Annotated in this window: 20 protein-coding genes and 3 pseudogenes; 6 read left to right on the plus strand and 17 right to left on the minus strand. The window is 56.7% G+C overall.

Going from position 1 to position 24,584, the window contains the following annotated elements; genetic code table 11:
- Nucleotides 1-44: 44 nt before the first annotated feature.
- The 4 genes from AACY42_RS20000 to AACY42_RS20015 all read right to left on the minus strand — a co-directional run bounded on the left by AACY42_RS20000 (nt 45) and on the right by AACY42_RS20015 (nt 2,699).
- Entirely contained in the window at nt 45-416 is a 372-nt protein-coding gene (locus AACY42_RS20000) for a metalloregulator ArsR/SmtB family transcription factor (protein WP_339481827.1), read from the minus strand.
- A 311-nt stretch (nt 417-727) separates the two neighbouring features.
- Nucleotides 728-1,786 (minus strand): flavin-containing monooxygenase, encoded by a 1,059-nt coding sequence (locus AACY42_RS20005; protein ID WP_339481828.1) that lies wholly within the window; start codon nt 1,784-1,786, stop codon nt 728-730.
- A gap of 36 nt (nt 1,787-1,822) precedes the next feature.
- Entirely contained in the window at nt 1,823-2,170 is a 348-nt protein-coding gene (locus AACY42_RS20010) for an ArsR/SmtB family transcription factor (RefSeq protein ID WP_339481829.1), read from the minus strand.
- 85 nt (nt 2,171-2,255) lie between these two features.
- Nucleotides 2,256-2,699, minus strand: a complete 444-nt coding sequence (locus tag AACY42_RS20015) for a tautomerase family protein (RefSeq protein WP_339481830.1) — start codon at nt 2,697-2,699, stop codon at nt 2,256-2,258.
- A gap of 95 nt (nt 2,700-2,794) precedes the next feature.
- Between AACY42_RS20015 and AACY42_RS20020 the strand changes: the two genes are divergently transcribed.
- Nucleotides 2,795-3,757, plus strand: coding sequence for a GlxA family transcriptional regulator (locus AACY42_RS20020; protein WP_339481831.1), 963 nt, complete (start codon nt 2,795-2,797; stop codon nt 3,755-3,757).
- Between the two features lie 343 nt (nt 3,758-4,100).
- On the opposite strand, the gene AACY42_RS20025 is transcribed toward AACY42_RS20020, so the two are convergent.
- The gene (locus tag AACY42_RS20025) at nt 4,101-4,313 is read right to left on the minus strand and encodes a hypothetical protein (RefSeq protein ID WP_339481832.1); all 213 of its coding nucleotides are present in this window, start codon (nt 4,311-4,313) and stop codon (nt 4,101-4,103) included.
- 242 nt (nt 4,314-4,555) lie between these two features.
- Here AACY42_RS20025 and AACY42_RS20030 point away from each other — a divergent pair.
- Nucleotides 4,556-5,983, plus strand: a pseudogene (locus AACY42_RS20030) (tyrosine-type recombinase/integrase).
- A 135-nt stretch (nt 5,984-6,118) separates the two neighbouring features.
- Here AACY42_RS20030 and AACY42_RS20035 read toward each other — a convergent pair.
- From AACY42_RS20035 to AACY42_RS20080, 10 genes and pseudogenes are all read right to left on the minus strand, one after another.
- A pseudogene (locus AACY42_RS20035) lies at nt 6,119-7,250 on the minus strand (AMP-binding protein); the annotation flags it as partial.
- 278 nt (nt 7,251-7,528) lie between these two features.
- Nucleotides 7,529-8,455: a LysR substrate-binding domain-containing protein gene (locus AACY42_RS20040; protein WP_339481833.1), complete on the minus strand. Its 927-nt coding sequence runs from the start codon at nt 8,453-8,455 to the stop codon at nt 7,529-7,531.
- Nucleotides 8,456-8,858: 403 nt separating this feature from the next.
- A complete protein-coding gene (locus tag AACY42_RS20045) occupies nt 8,859-10,313 on the minus strand; it encodes a pyridoxal phosphate-dependent decarboxylase family protein (RefSeq protein ID WP_339481834.1) in 1,455 nt (484 codons plus the stop codon).
- An 18-nt stretch (nt 10,314-10,331) separates the two neighbouring features.
- Nucleotides 10,332-11,639: a SidA/IucD/PvdA family monooxygenase gene (locus tag AACY42_RS20050; RefSeq protein ID WP_339481835.1), complete on the minus strand. Its 1,308-nt coding sequence runs from the start codon at nt 11,637-11,639 to the stop codon at nt 10,332-10,334.
- On the minus strand, nt 11,636-12,616 hold the full coding sequence (locus AACY42_RS20055) for an ABC transporter substrate-binding protein (protein WP_339481836.1): 981 nt from the start codon (nt 12,614-12,616) through the stop codon (nt 11,636-11,638). The genes AACY42_RS20050 and AACY42_RS20055 overlap by 4 nt, the downstream gene beginning before the upstream one ends.
- A complete protein-coding gene (locus AACY42_RS20060; RefSeq protein ID WP_339481837.1) occupies nt 12,613-13,752 on the minus strand; it encodes an NAD(P)/FAD-dependent oxidoreductase in 1,140 nt (379 codons plus the stop codon). The genes AACY42_RS20055 and AACY42_RS20060 overlap by 4 nt, the downstream gene beginning before the upstream one ends.
- Nucleotides 13,745-15,256, minus strand: a complete 1,512-nt coding sequence (locus AACY42_RS20065; RefSeq protein WP_339481839.1) for a methionine--tRNA ligase — start codon at nt 15,254-15,256, stop codon at nt 13,745-13,747. The genes AACY42_RS20060 and AACY42_RS20065 overlap by 8 nt, the downstream gene beginning before the upstream one ends.
- Nucleotides 15,256-15,621, minus strand: a complete 366-nt coding sequence (locus AACY42_RS20070; RefSeq protein ID WP_339481841.1) for a cupin domain-containing protein — start codon at nt 15,619-15,621, stop codon at nt 15,256-15,258. The genes AACY42_RS20065 and AACY42_RS20070 overlap by 1 nt, the downstream gene beginning before the upstream one ends.
- Complete coding sequence (locus AACY42_RS20075) at nt 15,618-16,979, minus strand: aspartate aminotransferase family protein (RefSeq protein WP_339481842.1); 1,362 nt, start codon at nt 16,977-16,979, stop codon at nt 15,618-15,620. The genes AACY42_RS20070 and AACY42_RS20075 overlap by 4 nt, the downstream gene beginning before the upstream one ends.
- A gap of 3 nt (nt 16,980-16,982) precedes the next feature.
- On the minus strand, nt 16,983-18,308 hold the full coding sequence (locus tag AACY42_RS20080) for a SidA/IucD/PvdA family monooxygenase (protein ID WP_339481843.1): 1,326 nt from the start codon (nt 18,306-18,308) through the stop codon (nt 16,983-16,985).
- Between the two features lie 605 nt (nt 18,309-18,913).
- Here AACY42_RS20080 and AACY42_RS20085 point away from each other — a divergent pair.
- From AACY42_RS20085 to AACY42_RS20095, 3 genes are all read left to right on the plus strand, one after another.
- On the plus strand, nt 18,914-19,552 hold the full coding sequence (locus AACY42_RS20085) for a glutathione S-transferase family protein (RefSeq protein ID WP_339481844.1): 639 nt from the start codon (nt 18,914-18,916) through the stop codon (nt 19,550-19,552).
- A 22-nt stretch (nt 19,553-19,574) separates the two neighbouring features.
- Nucleotides 19,575-20,621, plus strand: a complete 1,047-nt coding sequence (locus tag AACY42_RS20090) for an LLM class oxidoreductase (RefSeq protein WP_339481845.1) — start codon at nt 19,575-19,577, stop codon at nt 20,619-20,621.
- A 66-nt stretch (nt 20,622-20,687) separates the two neighbouring features.
- Nucleotides 20,688-21,230, plus strand: a complete 543-nt coding sequence (locus tag AACY42_RS20095) for a methylated-DNA--[protein]-cysteine S-methyltransferase (RefSeq protein WP_339481846.1) — start codon at nt 20,688-20,690, stop codon at nt 21,228-21,230.
- A 77-nt stretch (nt 21,231-21,307) separates the two neighbouring features.
- Here the strand turns inward: AACY42_RS20095 and AACY42_RS20100 are convergent, their stop codons facing one another.
- The gene (locus AACY42_RS20100; protein WP_339481848.1) at nt 21,308-22,705 is read right to left on the minus strand and encodes an MFS transporter; all 1,398 of its coding nucleotides are present in this window, start codon (nt 22,703-22,705) and stop codon (nt 21,308-21,310) included.
- 128 nt (nt 22,706-22,833) lie between these two features.
- On the opposite strand from AACY42_RS20100, the gene AACY42_RS20105 reads away from it, so the two are divergent.
- Nucleotides 22,834-23,724 (plus strand): LysR substrate-binding domain-containing protein, encoded by an 891-nt coding sequence (locus AACY42_RS20105; protein WP_339481849.1) that lies wholly within the window; start codon nt 22,834-22,836, stop codon nt 23,722-23,724.
- Nucleotides 23,725-23,753: 29 nt separating this feature from the next.
- On the opposite strand, the pseudogene AACY42_RS20110 reads toward AACY42_RS20105, so the two are convergent.
- Nucleotides 23,754-24,434, minus strand: a pseudogene (locus AACY42_RS20110) (efflux RND transporter permease subunit); the annotation flags it as partial.
- Between the last annotated feature and the right edge of the window lie 150 nt (nt 24,435-24,584).

A 24,584-nucleotide genomic window follows, 5' to 3' on the forward strand; every position in this document is an offset into this window, starting at 1 on the left:
TCATGATCATTGTTCCTGAGGCTACAGCGTGCCAATCAGCGTAATCAGGCAGTCTGGCTTTCGCAGCAAACGACTGCACGCTCAGGCCGATCACCCATTCCATCAAGGCGTTTGGCATCAGGGCTTAACCAGTGCTTGTTGCTTTCCAGCGTCGTGGTTAGCACTTGATGAACCCAATCGGGGAGATTCGGGTGCAGTCGGTAATACACCCATTGGCCTTGCCGACGGTCAGACAACAGGCCGCAAGTACGCAACTGCGCCAGGTGCCTGGAGACCTTTGGCTGACTCTGGTTCAACGCGCAGGTCAGCTCGCAAACACAAAGCTCTCCTTCACGAGTGATGAGCAGCATGGTGCGCACGCGAGTGTCATCAGCCAGGCATTTGAAAACAGTGGCTGGTGTCAAATGGTCAGCCATATCGATTCTCAGCGAACAGAGCGCGGGCTTTGCTGGTCATTGTGAATGCCTCGATTTATATACGATTTTTCGAATATATGATTTTACGAATAATAGATAAACCCCTCCCATCGGAAAAACTCAAAAACAACCAGCTCCTGGCGAACAGATGCCCATAAAAACCCTTTTTATAGGACACCCGGGATATTCAATCAGCAGAACGGCTCAGAACCATCTTGAAAAATGCATATACGCATATGGTAATAACACTGTCCTCCTACCGCGGATTACCTGTGTTCCGATCCACGCCCTCAGGATGGGCCAATGGCCTGCTAAACAGCCACATCTCGAACAAATCGCATCAAGCTGGGCATGATGTAGGCCGCATCCTGGCCGACACCTCTGAGTGTCGCTGAAGCAAAATTCCGTTGTTTCGGTAGACCGACAAAATACAGCCCGGGCAAATGCTTCGCCTGCCCGTTACGATTAGCCCAATATTCGTTGCCTGGACATTCCAACCCGCTCAAGAACTCCAGGTTCGGGCGAAAGCCTGTAGCAAACACCAAACTATCAACCTCGGTGTGCTGCCCATCAGACCAGATCACGCCGGTTGGTGTTATCGCCTCGAACATCGGCTTACGCTCGAAAAGCCTTTGCTCAAGCGCTCGTCGATAGATCCCGTCATCGAGCACCGGCGTGCTTTGATCGCTCAACCAACGGGTCTTTTCCAACCCTGACCACTTCAGCCACGCATGAAAATCCACGTCGAGTATCTTTTGCGGAAAAAACCGAATGGGCTCCCTGCTTGCCAGCACGACGTTGCCTACATGAGCCAGTTCATAAGCAATTTGAACCGCCGAGTTCGCAGCGCCAACCACAACCACGCGCTGGTCACCAAAGCCATTGGTATTTCGATACTCCGCGCTGTGCAAACTGCGCCCGAGAAAACCCTGAAGCCCTTGAATATCGGGAATGAAAGGCTTATTGAATCCACCCGTGCAGACGATCAGCGCCTTGGAGCAAAAGTGTTCCCCATCGTCGGTTTGAAGCTGAAACAGCCCGTGCTCTCTGCGTACATGCTGTACACGGGCGTACTGACGAACTGGCAATTTGAATGCCTTTGCATAGTCTTCCAGATAGCGCACGACCTCATCACGAAACGGGTAATGATCAGGCTCTGCCGGGAAGCGCATGCCTGGCAATGACGAGTAAGCCGCTGGAGAAAACAGCTTCAGACTGTCGTAGTAGTTGCGCCAACTCCCTCCCGCAGACCGCTCAGCATCCAAAATCAGGAACCTGAGGTTTTTCTGCTGCAAATGCCAACCGCACGCCAATCCTGCTTGACCTGCGCCGATCACAATGACATCCATGATTTCATTCATTACATTCATATATGCACACTCATGCACGCTATAGGACAAAAAAAATCAGGACGCACCCGGGCAGCAGAACGGGGTCAGGCATTTCATATGCTCAAGAATAGCTTCGAGGCGTGCCACCACCGCCGGACCATCCACCTCGTAGAACATCTGCCTGCTGACCTTGGTGCCACGGACGATACCTGCCTCTAACAGCACTTGCAGATGTCGGGAAACAACTGAACGTTCCTGGGGCAATCCTTGGGCAATCTCGGCGATATCGGCGCGCCCCAGTTGCATCACGCGCTTGAGCACAGCGACACGCGAAGGCTCGCAAAGTGCTTTGAAGAAAGCGCCATCGAGAGACTCGATGGCAGCGTCAATTGCGCGGGTTCGGTGAAGGATTCGATCAGTCATGCGACTGACTATATGTGCATGCTTGTGCACGCGTCAATACTCTGCAAAGCCCCCCAGACATTGCACTTTCTGGAAGGCCTATAGCCTAGGGAGCGAGATGTCCGTACCCGGCTGCACGGGTGAAGTCGGCCAGATGCCAAATATCACCGTTCGCCCCCCAAGTGCCATCAACCACATCCTGGATCTGTATTGAGGTCAGCAACTGGCGCTGATCCTCCGTTGTCAGGCTCGAGTGTATTGCGCAATGCAATTCACGCACGTAGCGCTGGCGCATCGGTGCATCAAGAACGCCGGCAGGCACCTTGACGATGACAATGCATGGAACGGCCCTGGCATGAGGAGCAACGCCTCCGCACAGCCATTCATCGGCCTGAATTTCCTCAATGAGCACCCAGCACAAAGCTCGCTGCTGAGGGGCATCGCCCATGTGTTCATTAACCATTGCCACGTCGCTCACGCTTCGAAGCAACTGTTGGCGCTGTGGCTGATTGAAAGCTCCCGTAGGCACCTTGATCAAGATGTTTGGCATGGCAAAACCTCACTGTTAACTGGAAGCGCCATTGGGCCAGTTATCTCCTGCCTCCATAAGTGACCGATTCGACTTCTTTCGGGCATAATCGGACAATGTACGATTTCACTGTTCTAGTCTTTCCCGAGTCGTTCGCCTCAAGCGTCGCGGCCACCCTGGACATCCTCGGCACCGCCGCGACACTTGCGCAGCGCCAAGGCCTCGCCGTGCCACGCTGGCGAGTTTGTGGGCCGCAGCCAGGGCTGATTACGCTAGGGCAAGGCATGCAACTGTTGGTCGACGAACTGACGACAGACGTCGAGGACAACTCCTGCTGGGTCATTCCGGGCCTTGGCATCAGCGACTTCGACGCGCTGCTGCAGCGTCTTGAGCAAGACTGGGTACTGCAGACACTGCCAGCGCTGAGGGCACATGTGAATGAAGGCAAGGAGATTGCCGCCTCGTGCTCGGCTGTCTTTCTCCTGCATGCCGCAGGATTACTGGACGGTCGAAAGGTAACGACCTCCTGGTGGCTCGCCCCTTGGCTGTCGAGCATTGCGCCTGACTGCATCGTCGACCCCAACGTCATGGTGCTTTGCGACCCACCCTTGACGACCGCTGGCGCAGCCTTCGCGCAAACTGACCTGATGCTGCACCTGCTGCGCAGGCGCCTGTCGCCAACGCTCGCCGACTATGTGGGCAAGGCTCTTCTACTCGACGGCCGACAGTTGCAATCCCCATTCATCAACCCAGCGATCATGGCCCGGGGCAATACACTGGTCGCCAACCTCACCGCTTACATAGAAGCCTGCCTGCCCCACCCTCCCAGCGTTCCGAGCCTTGCGGCGTACGTCGGCATGTCTGAGCGAACGCTGTCCCGGCACCTTCGAAAAGCAACCGGCCTTTCAACCCAATATTTGATCCAGCGCGTGCAACTGAACAGGGCCCGCGTGCTACTGGAAACCAGCAGATACTCCGTTGAATCTATCGCCGAGCAGGTGGGATACCAGGACGCCACGGCCCTACGGCGACTTATGCGCCGCTTGTTGAACGCATCCCCGAGACAACTGCGCCAGTAGCTCAAATGAGTGCGAGGGCAGCCGCACAGTATGATGACGAGCCCTAGCCCAAACCGATCTCAATGTCTTCTGGGAATACGAGCTTTCCATACCAGCCGTGCCCGGCCGTAAGAGCAGATATCCGAGCAAGCAACAGCCCCCCAATAGCAAGGCTCTTTTCAATCCGCCGACCTTACTGACCATTACCCTACAGATAAGCCACAGCTGAAGAATGCTTGCAGCACATGCAAGGAAGATAAACCCAAAGGCCTGAAACGAGCCGGGCATCCATGTTCCTCATATTCCTATACGCCGCAGCATAGCGCTCCCAAAGCACTGCCGGCCAGCAACTCCCCGCTCAAAGTCACCGCACCAAAAAGGCTGGCCGGATCATTTCCGCCATGTCGATGAAATCAGTCCTGATGGCTTCGAAGTACGTTGCATCAAATACGCGGTGATCGGTGAAACGGCTCGGTGCCAGGATCACGCCGATATCGTGTGGTCGGAGGCAATCCCCGACCTGAATATCAGCGAAATCACGGGATAGTTTTGCGCGGGCACAAAAAAGCCGATCCATCTGATCGGCTTAAGTGCCTGATTTTACTCAGTAAATATGGTCGTGACGGAGTGATTCGAACACTCGACCCCTAGCACCCCATCTCCTTTTTCATACTTCTTGAAAGCTTCCAAAATTTTACTATGGATTTTTCAAAGCCAGTATTTACTTGAGCTCCAGCGGTGTTCTGCTCTACGAGAGTCCAGGAACGTCCATCAAGAGCCGACGTTTTTGTGGGGGTAAAAGTAGGGGGAGTCCATTTCATGGCCAAAATCACCATCAAAGAACTCGAGTCGCTGACCGACAATGAGGCCGATCGGATCCTCAGGGAGGATGGCAATCTGGCCGGTCGAATCTCATTCCGTAAGGACGGTGTGTCAGTCAGTTTTTTTCTATCGGTATCGCTGGGGCGACCAGAACAAAGAGTATGCCTGCGGAACTTGGCCGCGCAAATCCCTGACGGACATCCGCAAGACCCACAACCAAGCCCGCGCGCTCATTGATGAGCAGATCAATCCCAACGAGCATAAGAAAACCACCAAGGCACAGGCATACGCAGCTGCTAACGTAGAGGCCGAACAAGTAAAAACGACGAAGGTGCAAACGCTGACCGTCCAGGATCTGGCCAAGGCGTGGCTGTTGGATGGCGTGGCGCGCAAAGATGGCAATGCTGAATTGCAGCGCCGCTTTAACAAGGACCTTTTTCCGGCACTCGGCAGGACCGGGGTGAACAGCGTCTCCGAACATGATGTCCGGGCGCTGATCCGGGCCGTGGTCAACCGCGGCGCTCACCGACAAGCCATCAGCTTCTTCGCCGACCTCACTCAGATGTTCAGCTGGGCCAGAAAGCGTCAGCCTTGGCGGGCCTTATTGATCGAGGGCGATCCGACGGAGGTGGTCGACATCTCCCCCTTGATCCCTGCCGACTACGAAGCCGAAAGAAGCCGCATCCTTTCCCCGGCTGAACTGTTGGAACTGCACAACCGCTTCCAACAAATGACCACCGACTACAACGCCCTCCCCGCCGGCCAAAAATACGACGGCATTCGACCGCTAAAGAAGGAAACGCAGCTCGCGCTCTGGATCAGCCTGGGCAGGCCGAATGGAAAAATGTCGATATAGACCAGCAGACCTGGTTCCTCCCCAGCGAAAACGTCAAAGGCACCCGTGGCAAGAAACAAGACCACCATGTCTTCCTCTCTCCCTTCGCCCTGCATTTCTTTCAGGAACTGAAAACCCTGACTGGAGACTCGCAATGGTGCTTTCCGAACAAGCTGGATGATGGGCATGTGGATGTGAAAGTGGTGAGCAAACAGGTCGGCGATCGCCAGGCCCGGTTCAAAAACCGCAAGGCCCTCTCCAGACGGTGCCATGACGACACGATGGTCCTTGCCGACGGCCAAAACGGCGACTGGACGCCGCATGACCTGCGCCGCACCGGCGCGACCATGATGCAGGCCTTGGGGGTCAGCCTGGACGTCATCGATCGCTGCCAAAACCACGTGCTGGCGGGTTCGCGGGTCAGACGCCACTACCTGCATCACGACTATGCCGAAGAGAAGAAACGTGCCTGGAATCTGTTGGGCGATCGACTCAGTGCTGTGTTGTCCTCAACCTATGAGCACACGCCGAACGAGTCGATGTTGTCTTTTCCAGCGTACGCGACGCCGGAGACGCGAACACCGTCATAGGCTGTTGCACCCAGAGTTTCCCGGAATTTAACATCCGCGACACCCTGTGTTATGACCTTTAATTCGCGATGAGGAAAGGTGACAGACTGTATGTACACATTCGTGAGCTTCACCGTCGTGAACCTGTTCGAAAAAGTAATACCCCGGCATGATGTGCGGCCCGCGAAAACGCCCCTCGAACTTGCCATCCACCGGCACCAGGCGCACCTCACAACCCGCGCGGCAAACCGATATAACCGGCCATGGACAACGGCCCTGTGGTGAAGATGCAGGACGGCGCAGCATCGGTCATGCCGAGCCCGGCCATTATGCGGATGCGCACGCCGCAGTGTTGCTCGGCCACGCGGTCGAGGCGGTCCCAGACGCTTTGCGAAAGGCCGGCGGCAGCGAAGAAGAACAGCGTCATCCGCGCAAAAAACCGCTCGCGCAACTCGGCATCCTGTTCCAGGGCGCTGACCAGCTCTTCCCAGCCCTTGGGCACCGTCAGGTAGGCGGTGGGCGAAATCTCCTTGAGGTTGCGCAGGGTCTGCGCAAAGCCCTGGACCGTGGGCTTGCCGTCGTCGAGGTAAAAAGTCCCGCCGTTGTAGAGCACGATGGCGACGTTGTGGCTGCCGCCAAAGGTATGGTTCCACGACAGCCAGTCCACCAGCACCGGGGGGGCTTCACCGAACACCGAAAACGTCTGCAGGAGCATTTGCTGGTTGGCGCAGAGCATGCGCTGAGTGGTGATCACCGCCTTGGGCAGCTTGGTCGAGCCCGAGGTAAACAGGAACTTGGCGATGCTGTTGGGGCCGGTGGCCTTGAAGGCGGCATCGGCTTCGGTGCCTGCCGGTGTTTGCAACAGGCTGGCGAAGCTGACCTGAGTACGCCCAGGCACCTGGCCGCGTACGCTGATCAGCGGCGTCTCGGCCGGCAGCACTGCATCGATCGCACACTGGTAGGCCTGCGCATCGCTGACGAACACCAGCCCCGGTTGCAGCAGGTCGCACACATGCCGCAGCTTGGCGAAATCCTGAGACAACAACGAATACGCGAGCGATACCGGACACTAGGGAATGCCCGCGTACATCGCGCCGAGGGCGACCTGCAAGTGCTCAACGTCGTTGCCCGACAGCAACGCCAGCGGCTCATCCGCCGACAGCCCGTAACTCAGCAAACCCTGGGCAATCGCACGCACGTTGTCGAGCATCTCGCAGTAGCTGACACGGCGCCAATCACCACCGGCCTGACGGGCCGCGATAAATGTCTGCTCGGGGCGCACCGGTGCGTGGCCGATGGCTGATTAAGGGCGAGACACCACCCCCTCTCAGGTGCAGGTTCCATAACTGGACAAGCACAGGCTCGATATGTTCGACGAAGGTAATAAGGGTTTTAAGTGCCATCTTGATATCCACCGCAGGTGTGAGGAGATATCCAGCGTAATTAAACACCCGCTGCGATAGCCATCCGCGAGGGGCTCATAGACCTTCAATGGAAAATTGAAAGTCACTTCAAATGTCGTTACGGCCAATGTCGCCTGGAGCGGCTCAAACGCCTCCGGCGCTGCTACAAATTCACCTCGCCCTGCCCTACGTATTCCATGTCACCGTTTCGAGCTTCGTTAAGTAACCATTCTGTAAACGCCCTGACCTCCGGACGATAAATCGTTTCCTTCCTGCTGACGATGTAATAAGAAAACACCGCAGGCCAGGGTTTATCCAACACCTTTACCAGCCGTCCCGAATTTATCTCTGATTGCGCATGCAGTTCGGGCACTAGCGCCAGCCCCTGCCCGGATTCGGCAGCACGAATAAGTAACGCATCATCTTCGAAACTGGAGCCTCGTTCCGCCCGAGGGTCAGTTGAGACGCCGTGTGCACTGAGCCAAAGCGCCCAATCAGCGCGATCAGAATCATGCAACAGCGGGTAATCAAGGCAATCCTGCGGGGTGTGCAGCGGGCTTCTGTGGGCGATCAGGCTCGGGCTGGCAACCGGCACAAGCACCGGCGTTATCAGCTTGGTGACCTGCAGGTCAGGGTAGTGGCCCAGCCCATGACGCAACGCTACATCGACCCGGTCTCGGCGTAAGTCCACCAAGCAGGCGGTCGTTTCGATCCGGACTTCGATCTCCGGATATTCGCGGGTAAAACCTCCCAGCCGCGGGACTAACCAGGTCGCTGCAAATGCCGGCACCGTGCTAACGGTCAGCACCACCTGATTGCTGGCGCCTTTAAGGGTATCAACAACCTTTTCGATTTGTGCAAATGCCTCGAACAGCAGCGAATGTGCGTTTTCGCCCGCTTCAGTCATACGCACACCATGCGGTTCACGGATGAGCAACAACGCCCCGACCCGCTCTTCCAGTAAACGGATATGTTGGCTGACGGCGCCCGGTGTTACATTCAATACTTTGGCAGCCGCTTTAACACTGCCATAGTGCCCAACTTCGACGAAAGCGCGAAGTGCAAGTAACGGGATGGAGGACTTAGGCATGACTGGAATTTTTACTAACCTCAGAGTTTAGAATTCTTCGCTGGTTTTTATACCGCTCAATGGCCCTGCAACAATCACCGCGACGTGCAAAACGTTTATAGAGCATAAGGCGCTTTGAATAATTTACAATTGTGTTTTTTTCTAATGCCAGGACTTAGAAAAATGCTTCATAGTGCATTGCGCAGCACACGGCAACCACAGGGAGGCGTCTACATTCAACGGCCAACGCTCGCGCATTGGAAAACAGACGGTCTTGGATATAGCAAACATGACTTAATCAATGCCTGCGATAAACAGAGTTGAATTTTTGCCACGCCAGGCACTGTATGGAATGCCATGATAAAGGGATGAATCATCGCAAAGGCGATGCTGGCGTGCTCATAGGTAAGCACGCCAGCCAGGTTCACTGCATCGGGTAGAGCGTTGCACGCGCCTCATTCAATACCGACACCAGGTAATCAACATCTGCGGTGCCCGAACGGTAACTTGTCACGCACGTGCGCAACACGTTATTCCCCGCGAACAACGTTGATGACAACCAGACTTTATTGGACTTTAACGCCTGTGTAAGAATCGGGCCCACCTCACGATTACCTCCATCTCGAAAGCAAATAACCGGCAACTCAGTGCTGTTCACCGCCACCCAGCCGTGCTGTTCCAAAGACGTTTTCAGGTAGGTACCCAATTCCACTTGATAGTCAATCATCCGGCTGAAGCCCTCGCGCCCGAGAATCGCCAGCGGTATGAACAATCGAAGACCATTGAAACGGCGTGACCATTGAATGGAGTTGACATAGGGGTCAGCGTTTATTTCATCTCCTGCCGGCATATAGTTGGTCGTGACCGCGAAGGGCTCGCACAGGATTTGTTTGTCGGCACAAATGAATATGCCTGTCCCCATGGGGGCGGTCAGCCACTTGTGCGCATCCAGCGTGATCGAGTCCGCCTTGGCGATACCTGCAAGCAAAGGTGCATGGCGATCACTTAGCAGGATCGCGCCCGCCCAGGCCGCATCTACATGGAAGTACAACCCGTTGTCCCTGGCCACTTCGGCCAACGCCTGCAGCGGGTCAATGACACCTGCGTTTGTGGTGCCGGCAGTCCCGACCACCATAAATGGCAGCAGGCCACTGGCCTGATCTTCGAGCACCGCAGTTCTGAGGCGATCGGTATCCATCTTGCCCGCCGTGTCGACCGCGATCAGCCGCACCGCGTCATGGCCCAGCCCGCATTGCAAGGCAATCTTCAGCCACGCTAGGTGACTGTCGGCAGAGATGTAGAACACCGGCTTTCGGGCCTGGGCATGCAAACCAAGCTTGGCGAAACCGGGGATCTTTTGAGTCATCGCGCAAATCAACGCCGTGCAATTGGCCTCTGCTCCGCCGGTGGTAAATGCGCCTCCACTCGAGCGCTGGTCGAACCCCGCCAACCCCGCGAGGTAGCGGATCAACTTATCTTCTATATCCACACACGCAGGTGCATGACTCCACACAGCCAACTGAGGGTTGTACAACGCGGTGATGAAATCAGCGATCCCGCCCCAAAAGGAAGTGGAGGGGTTGAACAGGCCAAAATAATTCGGACTGGTCACATGCACCACACCGTGCTCCATCATGCTGAGCACGTCGGACAGCACCGAGGCCACCGGCAGGCTGCCGTCAAAATCGTAGCGCGAGAGGATCTGCCCAATGTCCGCTTTGGACATTGATGGGTTGACCTCGATACTGGAAATGTCGCTGACGTAGTTGTCGACAACCCCTTTGAGGAAGCCGAAAATTTCCGTGCGCTCACGCTGTTCGGGGAAAAATGACGCAATGATTTCGCCGCTGGTATCAGCATTCAACATGGACTTGGGCATAACTGCGCTCCGTGGGGATCAGATGGCGTAATCGACTGAAATAGCCGCATTGGCTTTCATCGATTCAAAGATGACACCGGCGCGGAATGCGACAGCCGAGAACGACTGTGAATCACTGATGCCATGGGTTCGCTCGGAAAGCCCGTTGACGTATATTTCAGCCTGTTCACTGTTGCGCAGCTTCACTTTGTATTCTTTATCAACGACAAGATTGCCGTCGGCATCCTTCATCAGGAACTCATCCAGTTGCGCCAGCAACGGCGGGACTTCCGACTGCTGGTAACCGGACCCCAAAGCGATGGCATCCACTTCGTATTCGGTCAGCGCGCCGGTAAAGCTGTCACGCAGGATCACCTGATAACCCTGCGCCGACTTCGTCAGGCTCAACAGCTCTGAGTTGACTTCCATCTTCAGACGCTCGCGCCCCACCACCTCATCCTCGTAGATGACCGAATACAGATGCTGGCTTTCGTCCACATCGATACCGGAATAGTTGGTGCTTTTCACATGGTCGAAGAACCGGTTGCGCCCTGCGCTATCCAGCCCCTTGAAGTACTCAATGTTTTCCGGGAGAAATACCAGATTTGGAAACTGACCCAGTTGCGCCAACTTGAATCCGATGGAGCGATGCAGCGACACGATGTGAATGTCATCTTTTTTGCCGATCAAGTCGGCAATCACTTCGCCAGCGCTCTGCCCAGAGCCCAATACCAGCCAGCGCTTGGGAATATCGCCCGCGAACGCCTTCAGCCGGTCAAGGTACTCGCTGGCATGAAAAACATGACTGCCAAGATGCGCGTGATACACCTCGGGTATTTGCGGCGACGAGCCGTTGGAAAGGACGATCTTGCGCGTCTGGTACGTGAAACCTTCACCCACGACCTCGAAACCAATCAACCGGCCTTCTTCCAGGATCGGCGTAATGTCGGTGACCGCACGGTTGTACTGTACATATCCGTCGAGTTTGCCGGCAACCCAGCCCATGTAGTCAGACCACTCGAAACGGCTGGCGGGACGCCCCAGCAGGCCGAACTTGAACAAGCGATCCTTTTCCTTGAGGTACATGGCAAAGCTGTAAGGGCTCTGTGGATTACGCGGCGTCACCAGATCACGATAGACATGGTGGTTTATGTCGGTATTTGCCAAGAGCAGGTTCGGGTGCCAGGCACAAGTCTGCGCTTTCTCCAGGGCGAGGAAACTGGGCTTGACCTGGCTGCCCTTGGCGATGAGTTCTTCATCGAATACGCACGCCAGTGCTAGGCCGGCTGGGCCAAATCCGATACACAGGGTGTCAATGTAGCTGGGCGACTTCAACGCGTGATTCATGTCATTGGCTCTTTGTTCGGTTTAATGAGTTCGACGGGGCGAAACTGGTTTGCTTCGTCATTGCGCCACAGGCACAAATCCACGTGCTGCCGTTCACCGCGCACGAAACGCAACTCTCCCAGCGACGTGAGAAATGAGCCGGCATTAAGATCGGCCACGAAATCCTCGGACTTCGCTGTTAAATGGCTGACGATCTCCAATGCGGCGATGGTCTCCAGAAAGAACACTCCGGGCATCTCGCCATAGCGGCGCACATATTCCTGCGCGCACGGCGCCGTTGGGTTCACCTGAGCAGTCGAGGCGAAACCGACCCCGCGCACCTGGCCTGCACGCATTGACCCGGGGATGACGAAGTGTGGGCAGGCCGCGTCGTCGGTCAGCATGAATGGGCCAGGTATCGCTGTGCGCTCACAGGCTTCAAGGAACATTTCGCTGCACGTTCCAGTGCCTATGAACACGATATTGGACGTCACTGCGGTTTTATTCACAGAGCGAGCAGAGCGCTCGGCCAAGGTGTTTTTCAGAGTACTGGCCAGGTTTTGCGCATAGGACGATTCATCGGTGAATACGTCAAAATTGAACGGCTCATCCGGCGAAAAGAACGACAACAGCGCGTTAACGATATCCGTGTTGTTGGGGCACAAACGGAAGATGTTATTGCGATCCAGCGTCAGCTGGGTGTCCGTGGCCGTAGGTAGCAGGACGGGGACTGCATGCGCGGCATAAAACGGCGCCGCGCCCATTGCGGAATTGCTGGCGTAATGGCCCACCACAATGTCGACCCCTTGTGACACCAGCAAATCGGCGGCATGCGCGCCCCCCTCTACCGAGCCGAAATCCTCACAGCAGATGAACTCAATGGTGTCGTGTGCAAACAATGCCTTGTAGATATCCAAGGCACGCAGGACCGTTTGCGTGTGCATGGACCTGGCGGGGTCAAGAATCGCGGCAAAGCCGCAACGTATCGGACGGTTCATTGCACCGTCTCCGGCGCGTCAAAGCGCGCGGCGGCGAAGAGATGGCGGCTATCACTGAAGGGCGAGTTCCACGCCATCTCTTCGGACAAGAGCATGTATTTCACACGCTCCGCCACGGCCAAAGCGACCTTGTAGCCAATCCCGCAGAAGCCGGTGGCTGCGACGCAGCGCTTGTGCACGTCAATAAAGTCGACTACCGGCCGGCCATCGGCGGTGTAGGAGTCGAAGCCCTCCAGCACCGTCACGACATCGGCCGCCGTGTGCTCCAGTCCAGACCCTTTGAGCCGTCCCAGAATGTCCGGGACGATCAAGCCAGTGTCATAGCGTAAGGACTCCGGGTCGACAGCCGAGGCGCGAATCTTCGAGCCTGCCTGGTAATACCCACCTTGCAACGGAATCACGTGGGTACCGGTTTCGGTATCGATGATCGGGATTGGAGATTCGCGACGGGCACGCAGGCTGGCCAACGGAATACTTCGGGTATCGATCGGCAACTCGTCAGCCAGCTGTCGCGACCATGCGCCAGCTGCCAATACCAGGTAATCGGCCTCCAGCACATAGCTGCCGCAACGCACCGTGACGCCCGAAGCGGTAGAGCTGATCGCATTGATATGCGCGTTTTCAAGCACCAAGTTGCCATAGGACCTGATCAGATGGGCCATGTCGCGTGCGGTCTTGCGGATATCGCCTACTCCGCCCTTGGGCTCATACAGAAGCGTTCGGACGTTGTCGCTGGGATAACAGCCATTGCTGAGTTCGCACGCCGCCTGCGGACTTACCCGCTCCAGGGCGTATAACGCGTCGCTGTGTTGCGCGATGCAGCGGGAGATAGCGTCATCGTTAAGCTGAGTTTTTTCACAGGCATATAAAATCCCGCAACGACGCAGACTCTGGGCGAAGACTTCTCCCACCCGACTGGTCTCCATCAACTCGACACTATTGCGCGTCAGCCTGGCGATCTCCGGGTCGGGATCAAAAAGGCGAAATAACGCGCCGGAATACTTTGTGGCACCATTACCGCCGACCGTTTGCTTTTCCAGCAGGGACACTTGTTGACCTTGAACACTAAGGTTGGCGGCAACCGTGGCTCCCGTGATGCCGCCACCAATAACGATGACCCGAACCGACTTATTCACCGGTGCTCTCCTTGCCTGCGGGGCGCAGGTTCAGCAAGGCTGCGAACACGCTGCGTTCCGTTTGCGTCAGCTGCTGCTGCAGGGCCTTGTTCAGGCTCGGCAGGGTCGGCTCGCCCAACAATGCGAACAGTGCGATAAGGTTGCGCGGCACCTTGCCGGCGTCGAGTTGAGCCTCGATGGCAACCAGCATTTGCATCAGTACCAGAGCGATCCCCTTCATCGAGAACTGGTCATGCCGGGCGCTCTGCTGCCATTGTTCGACAAGGCTGCCTTCCAGTTCAGACAGCACGACACCTTCGCTGCCAACGACGCTTGCCCCACTCGACAGCGCCGAAGCAAGTTTGGGCAACAACACCCCAAAGATGTGCTGGCGCCAGGTCCAGAAGGCCGCCGGCTCGAAGTTTTCGGTGTGTTCTTCCGGTGCAACCAGCGAAACATAAAAACGTACGCTGTCTGCACAGGCGTCGCTGACCAGGTCACGCGCCCAGATTGCGTGGCCGCGGCTGGTGGAGAAATCCACCCCATCAAGCTTGAGAAACGCGTTGGTATAGAACGCATTCTTGAACTGAAAACGCGGGTTCAACAGCACCTGCGCCGGGTAAGCCAGTACATGGCTGTAGGAGCAGTCCATGCCCAAGAAGTTGACCAGCCGGGTGCTGTCACGAAACAACAACTCATAGGCATCCCGGGCCTGCTCGTTGTGCTCGGACAACTCCTTGAGCGCCGCGAAATAACCCGCCTGCCCCATGAACCAGGTGTGGACCCGGTGCGCCTCATCGTCATACAGCTTGAGCCCGGCCTCGCCCGGCCGGGTTATGCCCCAGTCGATCAAGCCGTTGTTATAAGCCTCTTTTACCCAAGCCCGGAGCGTTGGCCGCATGGGCGCTTTGTCGAGCCGCTCACGCAGGGCCTGCGCCACCATCGGCAACTTGAGCATCCGGCGCTCCACAGGTTTGAACACAACCGGCTGGTGGCACAACATGCACTGCAGGTCGCTCATCTCCAATACATTCGGCGCCATTGCGCAAAACTCACACTGGCTGGGGTCCGAGCTATGACCGCAGTGGTCACAGCCACCCCGGGCAAACGCTTCATACCCCCACACATCGCAGTGCTCGCAGTAGGGTTCAAAGCAGGTTTTGGCTTCGATCAAACCCTGCGCCTGAGTGGACTCATACAGCATCTGCGTGGCGGCCTCGAAATGCCGGTTTTCATAGGACTCAAGCCAGTGGTCAACCTGGATATCGGCCATGCGCAGCGAGTCTTGTATCTTGGCCGAGTTGACTTTGGCCAAGTTGACCGCATCGGTGTCGCTTTCCATCGCCTTGCGTGTCAGGTAGGACTGGTAGTCGTCGGAGTAGGACACCATGTAACACTGAGCGCCTTTGAGCCTCTGGGTGCGCGTAAATATATCGGCCCCCAGAAACGGTCCCGCGATGTGGCCGATGTGCAAATCACCATTGGGTGTAGGCGGTGTGATGGTGACGATGAAGGTATCAGTCATCACTTATCCTCCAACGAGACGAGGAAGTTGTTGGTACTCTCCTTGTCCCACCAGATGGAGTAGAAATGGAAATCCGACTCGCTGCTGTTTTTCACCGAGTGCTCGGTGTTGAGCGGCAGTAGCACCAGATCGCCTTTCTCCGCCAGGAGAGAACGCTCCCCCACGCGCACTTCAGCACACCCCTCGATGACTATAAACAACTCATATTCGTCATGCGCGTGACGACGGCTTTCCGTCCCCGGACGCACAACACACCAGGCACCGCCAAATGGAGATTTCATGCCTTCCCAGGGCAATAGTCGCGAACCGTCCAAGTCATATTCGTGGACCAGGCCGCCCCAGTTCATCTTGCGAAAAACCGTCATTGGCCTGCCCCTTCGTTATCGTTGATCAGCTCGGTGAGTACGTGCTCAAGCACGCCCAAGGCCTCGGTGACGGTCTGCTCACTCACATTCAAGGGCGGCAGCACTCGCAGCACCGTATCGTCACGCCCGCCCAGCTCCGTGATCAAACCAAGACGCAGGGCACGCTGCTGAATCTTTGAGGCCGTGGCCTCACAGACCTTTCCCGTCACCGGATTGAGAATTTCGACGCCCAGCATCAGACCCAGCCCACGCACCTCGCCCAACATGGCAAAGTCACGCTGCAGCTCGCCAAGACGTTTTCCGATCTGCTCGGAACGCAGGCGAACGTTGTTCAATACCGCATCGCGGTGGAACACTTCGATGGCTTTGGCACCTGCGACAAACGCCAACTGATTACCGCGAAACGTGCCGATATGGCTGCCCGACGGCCACGACACCAGGCTCTTTCTATAAAACATCAGCGAACTCGGCAGGCCAATGCCGCTGGTACCTTTGGAGGTCACGAAAATGTCCGGTTCAATGCCGTATTGTTCAAAGGCATACCAGGTGCCGGTGCGCCCGCAGCCGGTCTGGATTTCGTCGATGATCAACGTAATGCCGAATTTCCGCGTGAGCTGGTAAATGCGCTGGACGAAGTCCTTGTCAGCCACATAAACACCGCCCTCCCCCTGAACCAGCTCAAGGATGACGGCGGCGACATTACCAAGGCCGGAATTGACATCTTCCAACGCCGACTCCAGCAGCAGCGCGGCATCAACCTGCGCCCCGTTCAGCACCGAACTGGCCTGGGACGTCGAGGTGGAGCCGAAGGGGAAGAAATGCACGCCAGGCATCTTGCCCGGAACATTTTTTTTCATCGCCCGGTTGCCCGTCAGTGACAGCGCACCATTGGTACAACCGTGGTACCCACCTCGAAAGCTGATGATTTCATCCGCACCGGAACCGGCCTTGGCCAGTTTGACGGCCGCCTCCACCGCATCGGCCCCCGTCGGGCCGCAAAAATGTATGCGGTAATCACCGCGAATGGCCTCGGGCAACATACCCAAATGCGCATCGGTAAAACGCTCCTTGGCCGGGGTCGGAAAGTCCAGGCCCAGGCACAGAGTGCCGGCCTGCTCTACGACTTCGGCAACCAGATCAGGATGGGAATGCCCCAGTGGCAGGGAACCGGCACCCGCCAGGAAATCGATGAATACGTTGCCGTCCAAGTCTTGAACATAGCAACCGAGGCCTTTGGCCAAGGAAATCGGCAAGCGCTTGGGGTAGGAGACAGCAGTCGACTCCTGTGCAAGCTGCTTATCCAGCGCTTGCCGCGAACGTGGGCCAGGTATAGGTGTCTGCACGTTAATGGTGTTCATGTCTTAGGCTTCTGCTTTCATGGGATGGGCGACAGCGGCTGCCTGTTCACCCAGGCAACGTATGGATTCGATGATCTGTTTCGCGCGGATTGACACCAGGCTCAGCGAACCTGCGTCCCCCAGACCGTGAGAGGACTCACACAGCCCGTTGAGGTAAAGCCCGGCGTAAGGGGCGCCGATAATCCCGAGCCGATAATCACGCCCGACCTGCATCTCCCCATGTTCGTGCTTGGCGATATGCGGGTAGAGCGCACTCAGCAAGGGGGGGTGAAGTTCCTGATGTTCGAGGGGGCCGAAATCGCGAAAACCGGTTGCCGACACAACCAGGTCGACTTCCACCGACTTAATCTCTTCATCGCTGTGTGCGGAGACCAACTCCAGTGAAACTTTCGAACCAATCATGACGGCGCTGGCGATTTCCACTGAGTTGTGGATCGTCAGTTTGTTGTCCCCAAAGTGTTTATCTCGATAAACAGCGCGGTACAACTCGTCCAGCACATCGGCGTCCGATGCCGCATAGTTAGTCAGATGAAGATCATCCTTAAGGCGTTGTTTGTGCGCGGCCGAACTGTTGTAGAAGAGGTCTACAAAACTTGGAAAGTACACTTGGCCGGTGAAAGGCGAACTGTCTTTCATGCGGTAGCCGAATTTGCGCGAAACCCCATGCACGCTAACCTGCGGGAATGTACTGGACAGGTAGAGCATGATCTCAATTGCCGATTGGCTGCCGCCAACTACCGCCACGCTGCGAATCTCGCCAGACACGATACGGTCAATGATCGAGTTGAAATGCGCGCCATGTACCAGGCTGGTCGGCGCGATCGCATTGAGCACTGGCGGAAAGTAGGAAGTTCGCCCAGTTGCCATAACAAGATTGTTGCAGGTTAAGACCTTTCCGGAATCGGTAGTCACCTTAAAACGCGCAGGCCCGTCACCGGCGGGGAGCAGGATGACTTCGGTAACGGCGGTTGAATACTCGACACTCGCATCGAAGTGTTCCGCCGCCCATTTGATGTAATCGCGGTATTCGTAGCGATAGGGATAATACAAGCCCATATTCAGGTGCTCGAACAAACGCCCTTGTTCAAACAAATAGTTGGTGAACGAATAATGGCTTTTGGGATTACGCGGCGTTGCAAGGTCACGCAACGGGTGGTTCTGAATATCCGAATTCGCTAACAACAACCCTGTTTGCCACTGGCTGGATGCAGCCTTCTCGAGAAACAGACATCGCGTGCTGGGCGACTCCTCTTCAACCGCAATTGCCATGGCGATATTGGAAGGGCCAAAGCCCACGCCAATCACCTCATAATGTGCATGCATACTCATTCCGACTCCTTTCAAAAGATGATCAGCAGACGACGTCATTTTACGCGACCGCCATTACCCAACTCATCACGATACATACGTCTTATTATTATTTGTCTCGACTTCTAACCGCCAAAGCACTTCACTGTTTCAGGGCAGTTTCGGCAACCTCAAAAAATTATCATTGGCGTTTATAAATGTATAATCATTTTACCTAACCTCATGATTTAGTTTTTCTAACCCCAACTTAAGCCCCACCAAAATACGGCGACTACACTACGCGCAAGCTCGAATATCACCCACACCATGCTGGTACTAACGGCATCTTCTTACTTGCAAACTCTTTTCCCGCGAATGGGGACTTAACGGAAATTAACTATTTGTTTTTTTCAGCACGCTACCGCCGCACACAAGACATGGCAACGCCACTAATAAATAGTAACTATTTGTTTCTAGTGCGTTGCAGTTTTTCAAAGGCACTATTTTCTATATGAATTTGAAAACCCGATCATGATTTAGAAATACTAATGCCACGAAATAAAAATCATCGTTTCTAAACCCGTTTTTTCTTGACTACCATGACTATTAGCAACTCGACTAGTCCGTGGTTCTTCAAGGTTAAAATAATGACGAAAACGCCTGACCTCATTCTCTATACCGACAGCTCACCCAACGGTTTCAAAATCACCATTGCCTTGGAGGAATTGGCGCTCCCCTACACCTTGAAGCACGTCCATATTGAGCAGGGAGAGAACCGTCAACCTGACTTTCTCCAACTCAACCCGCATGGACGAATCCCCGTACTGATGGACACTGCGACAGGCATAACCCTGTTCGAGTCTGCCGCCATCCTGCTTTACCTGGCGCAGAAAACAGCTCGCCTGTTGCCCGAGGAACCGCAGGCGCACTGGTCGGCAATCACCTGGCTGATGTTCCATACCTCAAGCATGGGACCCTTGTTGGGCCAACGCGTGCATTTCGAGTTATTCGAAAGCTCAACAAACCCGGCAACCATCGCGCGCTATCGGGAATTGACTGAATCGACATTCAGCACACTCGATCAGCGCTTGGCAGAGCACACATGGCTGGCGGGCGACGAATATTCGATCGCCGATATAGCCACCTTCGGCTGGATGCACATCGCCCGCATCATCCATTTCGACTTCAGCCAGCATCGCCATCTGACGGGCTGGTATGAGCGCGTCGCCCTGCGTCCAGCCGTGCAACGTGGCATTTCGCTGCCGCACCCGGCGACTGGCCCATAACCCCACCCACCAAGGAACTGGTATGAACGAAAACGTAACGCACATTGCGCCTTCATCGATCCGGGGAGCGGATGCCGCGACTTTCGCCGGGCACCCTGGCTACCGCCGCATGTTCGAGCAACACCAACTGACGCTGGGGATCTTCTTGCCGCTGCGGTTTTACGAAGGTGATATGTCGGTACTCACCGGCCAGGCGGATTTAGTCAGTGAAATCGATCGGCTGGGCTTTGCCGCCACCTGGGTCCGCGATGTCCCCCTGTACGACCCTTCATTTGGTGATGCGGGGCAGTTGTTTGATCCGTTCACTTACCTTGCCTATCTTGCCGCACGCACCAAGCAGGTCAGCCTTGTGACCGGTAGCGCGATTTTCTCGCTACGCCACCCCATAGACTTGGCCAAAGCCGCTGCGACCATAGACCAACTGTCGGGAGGAAGGCTGGTGATGGGCATCGCATCAGGCGATCGCCCAGTGGAGTTCCCCGCCTATGGGCTCGAGCATAGCGAGCGCGGTGAACGCTTTGCCCATTCGGTGGATTACTTTCGGCAATTGCTGCAAGTAAAAGCGCCGATGATCCATTCGCCGCTTGGCCACCTGAGCGAAGCACAACTGCTGCCAAAGCCCGTTACAGGCCGTATTCCGCTGATCGTTACCGGCTCTTCTCGGCAATCCATGCAATGGCTGGGCGAACAGGCCGATGGTTGGCTGACCTTTCCCGATTCCACCCAGAACATCATGGGGCCGCGCCGCCTGGCGGAAAAAGTCCGCACCTGGCGCGCCAACATCCCGAGCGGTGGTTTCCGTCCGCACATGACCAATGAATGGATCGATTTGGCGGTGGACCCGGACTTCCCGCGCACGCCGCTACGGGGCGGGTATGTACTCAAGACCGGGCGTAACGGGCTGATCGAGCTGCTTGGCGAATGGCGCGACGCCGGCGTTAACCACGCCGCACTGGGCATCCAGATGGCGGAACGCCCGGCAAAAGAGATTCTTCAGGAACTGGCAGAAGAAGTACTGCCCCTGTTCCCCTCACGTAGCGGTCCTTTGCCCTTCCCTCAGCACTGGTAAGCGCTCGATACCTGGAGTGCCTGGCGGGCACTCCCCTGCTCAGCCTCGTAACCGGAGACCGTTAACATGTCTATTGCCCAAACGCGCCTGTTCCAAGGCTATCTCGATAGCCGCCTGGGCATGATCCACATGCTGCTTGACCAAAATGGTGCACTGATAAGGCTCGATTTCAGCGAAAGGCCTGAATACCGAGACGCCATCCTGGATCAGCAGGCTGCCGCTGCGGTTTGCCTGCAATTGCGTGAATACCTCTGCGGTACCCGCCAAACATTCGACATACCGCTCGCCCCCGCTGGCAGTGCGTTTCTCAAAGAAGCTTGGGCGTTGCTCAGGGAGATCCCCTACGGAACGACTACCACGTATGGCGAGTTGGCAAAGGCAATGGGCAAGCCCTCCTCCGCTCGTGCTATCGGCACGGCCAACGCGGTCAATCCGATATCGATCATCGTGCCCTGCCATCGCGTAATCGCCGCCACGGGTCACCTGACCGGCTACAGCGGTGGTCTGGACAAGAAGCGAGGGTTGTTGGCGCTTGAAGCCGAGTTTTCGCGTGACGATCTGGCCTTCGTGCCGCCGTGGAAAGTACAACTGGAAGGTCCGGCAGCCTGATTGGGCAGTCGCTGTGGCGCGTTACCGCAGCTCGCCCTCGTCAGAGGGCGAGCCAGGTCAGCGGTTGACGGGGGAGCTTACGTTGCGACAGCCACGCTTTGGACCTTGCCGGGCAAGATGAGTGCGGCACATACAGCGCCGACCACCACCATGCAGGCGGAAACCAGGATGGCGTAGCTGAAGCCTTGTACTTCCGTGCCACCGCCCGCCAAAACAGCGATGCTCACCGCCACCCCCACGGCCAAGCCAACTGCCGAACCCACCTCCTGGGTCGTGGTCAGCATGCCTCCCGCCAAGCCATGGTCGATGGCATCCACGCCTTCAATACCCGCCACTGTCCAGGCAGGAAACGCGATGCCATACCCAATGCCCGCCAGCAACGTGCCGGGAAGGATAGAGCCGGCCCAGGAGGTATCTACAGCCAAGCACAGGCCGAGCAAGGCCAGACCACAGACGAACAACGCCATGCCCCCCAGAATGACCGGCTTGGTATCAACCTTGGCGATCAGGCTCGGGCCTACCCAGGCACTGGAGAGGGTGAAGGCAATCGCCATCGGCAGCAGCCCCAACCCCGTCTGGGTCGCGGTAAAACCGAGGACTTCCTGCATGTACAACGCCACGACGACAAACGTCGGGCCCAGTGCCGTGTTCGCGAGCAGCGACACCAGGTTCGCGCCCCCGGTCATGCGTCGCCAGAAAATCGGGATAGGCATCAACGGGTATTCCACCTTGCTTTCGACCCAGACGAACAAGGCGAGCAAACCCAAAGCCAGGGCAACCAGCCCAAAGGTGACTGGAGACGCAAGTCCGACGTGCTCGCTGTTGGCGAACGCAAACACCAGCGTCGCGGCGCCCCCGGCAACCAACACGGCACCGCCGATATCCAGGCGCCTGCCCGCCATGGCGACGTCACGCTCGCCCGCCGGCAGGTAACCTGACAATGCGATCACCAGCACACCGACCGGTACATTAATCCAAAGGACCCAGCGCCAGCCCAGGACATCGGTAATGCCCCCCCCGAGAATCAGGCCCGCGACAAAGCCACTCGCCGCCACCGCCGTCCAGGCACCCAGCGCTCGATTACGCGATGCCTGGTCGGGAAACAGTGCCAGCAGCAGTGAAAACGCTGCCGGTGAAAACAGAGCGGCGCCAAAGCCTTGCATGGCTCGGGTGGTGATCAGCATGGCGGGAGTTTGCGAGAAACCACCGAGCAACGAACCGAGGGTGAAAATCACCAGGCCAATCAGGAACACACGGCGACGGCCAAACATGTCGGCAGCACGCCCGCCCAGCAGAAGGAAACCTGCAATGGCGACACCATACGCGTTGATCACCCACTGCAAGGCGCCAGGCGTGAAGCCCAGGCTCTCCTGAATTTGCGGCAGCGGAATCATAGTGATGGAAAAGTCGAGCAGTGCGACGAATTGAGTCGTGCATAGCAATATCAGGCAAAGGCGCCAGCGAGGGTTATTCATTGTGCATCCCATTTGATTTAGTTTTGCTAAATTAACTTAGTACCTCTAAACACGATGTATCATCGCGTTGGCGCTTCGTAAGCGGAAACGATCATTTTTGCGTACCACATTTAGGAAAACTAAAGCCGATGGCAACGTCACTGCCTCTTCTTGCACTAAGAACCTTCGTTGAGGTTGGCCAACGAGGAAGTATGAAAGCTGCCGCTGAAGCCTTGAGCGTCACGTCAGGCGCGGTCAGCCAACAGATTCGACTGCTGGAAGATCGAATCGGAATGGCGCTTTTTACGCGAGAGAGGAGCGGTTTGCGCCTTACGGAAGCAGGGGCCAGCGTTCATCCCGCGCTGTTCCAGGCTTTCGAGCAAATGCAAGTGGCCTTGCAGTCCCTGGAGGAGATCAAATCCCGGCAAACCCTGACCGTTAGTACAGTCGCGACGTTCGCAGCCTCATGGCTGGTGCCGCGGCTGGGCCGTTTCAACCTGCGGCATCCTCACATTGAGGTACGCGTCGAGGCGACTTCCGCCGTGGTGGATATGCGTCGGGACCGGGTCGATGTCGCACTGCGGCATGGGTTGGGAAGCTACCCTGGCCTGGATGTCACACGCTTGATGGCGCCCATACTGGTGCCGGTCGCAAGTTCCGCCTTTGTGGCCGCAAGCCCCGAACTCATGGAGCCCGAGGATTGCCTGAACTTCCCATTGCTGCACGATTCCGATCGCGCAGACTGGTCCTTGTGGCTCACCGCACACGGCGTTGCAAAAGACCCGCGCGCCGAACGGGGTACCGCCTTTGAAGATGATTTCCTGCTGATTCGCGCCGCAGAGGCCGGCCAGGGGCTGGCTTTAGTACCTCAGGAGTACGCGCGCGAGGAAATCGCTGCGGGCCGCCTTGTGCAAGTGATGGACAAGCCTTGGCCAGCAAGATTTGCGTATTACGTCGTCACTCGGCCGGAGGCCGTGCAGAGGCCTGAGATCAAGGCGTTCGTGGAATGGATTCAGGAAGAAGTACGGGAAACGATCTAGTGAAAGCGGCGCGGCGTTAGCTGCGGTCATCACTCACCCTTCTCGATTATTGTTTCGGTGAACAGGACACGGCGCGTTCGCAAGCGACTCGCCATGGACAGTACCCAGACAAAGAACACCGGTACCCACAAGAACCGAGCAGCGTTGCCGCAAGCATGCCACCGATCACGCCGGTACCGATTGCCCGTTGGCTGGCGGCACCGGCCCCGGAGGCCACCGCCAGGCGGGACCACGCCGAGAATAAAGGCCATCGAGGTCATAATGATGGGGCGGAACCGCAAGCGTGGAGCCTGGGCCGCCGCCTGTGCGAGGGGCGCGCCCTGAGCATGCAACGCTTTGGCGAATTCGACGATGAGAATCGCATTCTTTGCCAAGAGACCGATGATCGTGATCAGCCCCACCTTGAAATACACGTCATTGGGCATACCCATGATCGTCACCGCAGCCACTGCACCGAACATACCGACCGGCACGATCAGCAATACCGCAAAGGGAATGGTCCAGCTTTCGACAACCAGGACCAGCAACACCACAACCAATGACAACTCCATCAACAGCGGCACCTGATCGCTGGCCTGCTGCTCCTGAAGCGACAGCCCGGCCCATTCCAGACTGAAGCCGGCGGGGAGTTGACGGGCGATGTTCTTCAGTTCTTCCATCGCCTGCCCGGTGCTGTATTCCGGCGCGGCGTCACCGGAAAAGCGCAATGTCGCTGCCACCCCCGGTGTCAGGCTAGTTGTCGCCTGAGCTGATTTATCAAAACGATAGATCGGGGGCGTCAAAGAGAGCTGTAATGTCGAGCTATTCACCTGAGCGTAAAGCGGCCCTTATCCGTAAATTACTGCCGCCGCAAAACATGA

The organism is Pseudomonas sp. RL_5y_Pfl2_73 (assembly GCF_963970515.1).
Taxonomy (GTDB): Bacteria; Pseudomonadota; Gammaproteobacteria; order Pseudomonadales; family Pseudomonadaceae; genus Aquipseudomonas.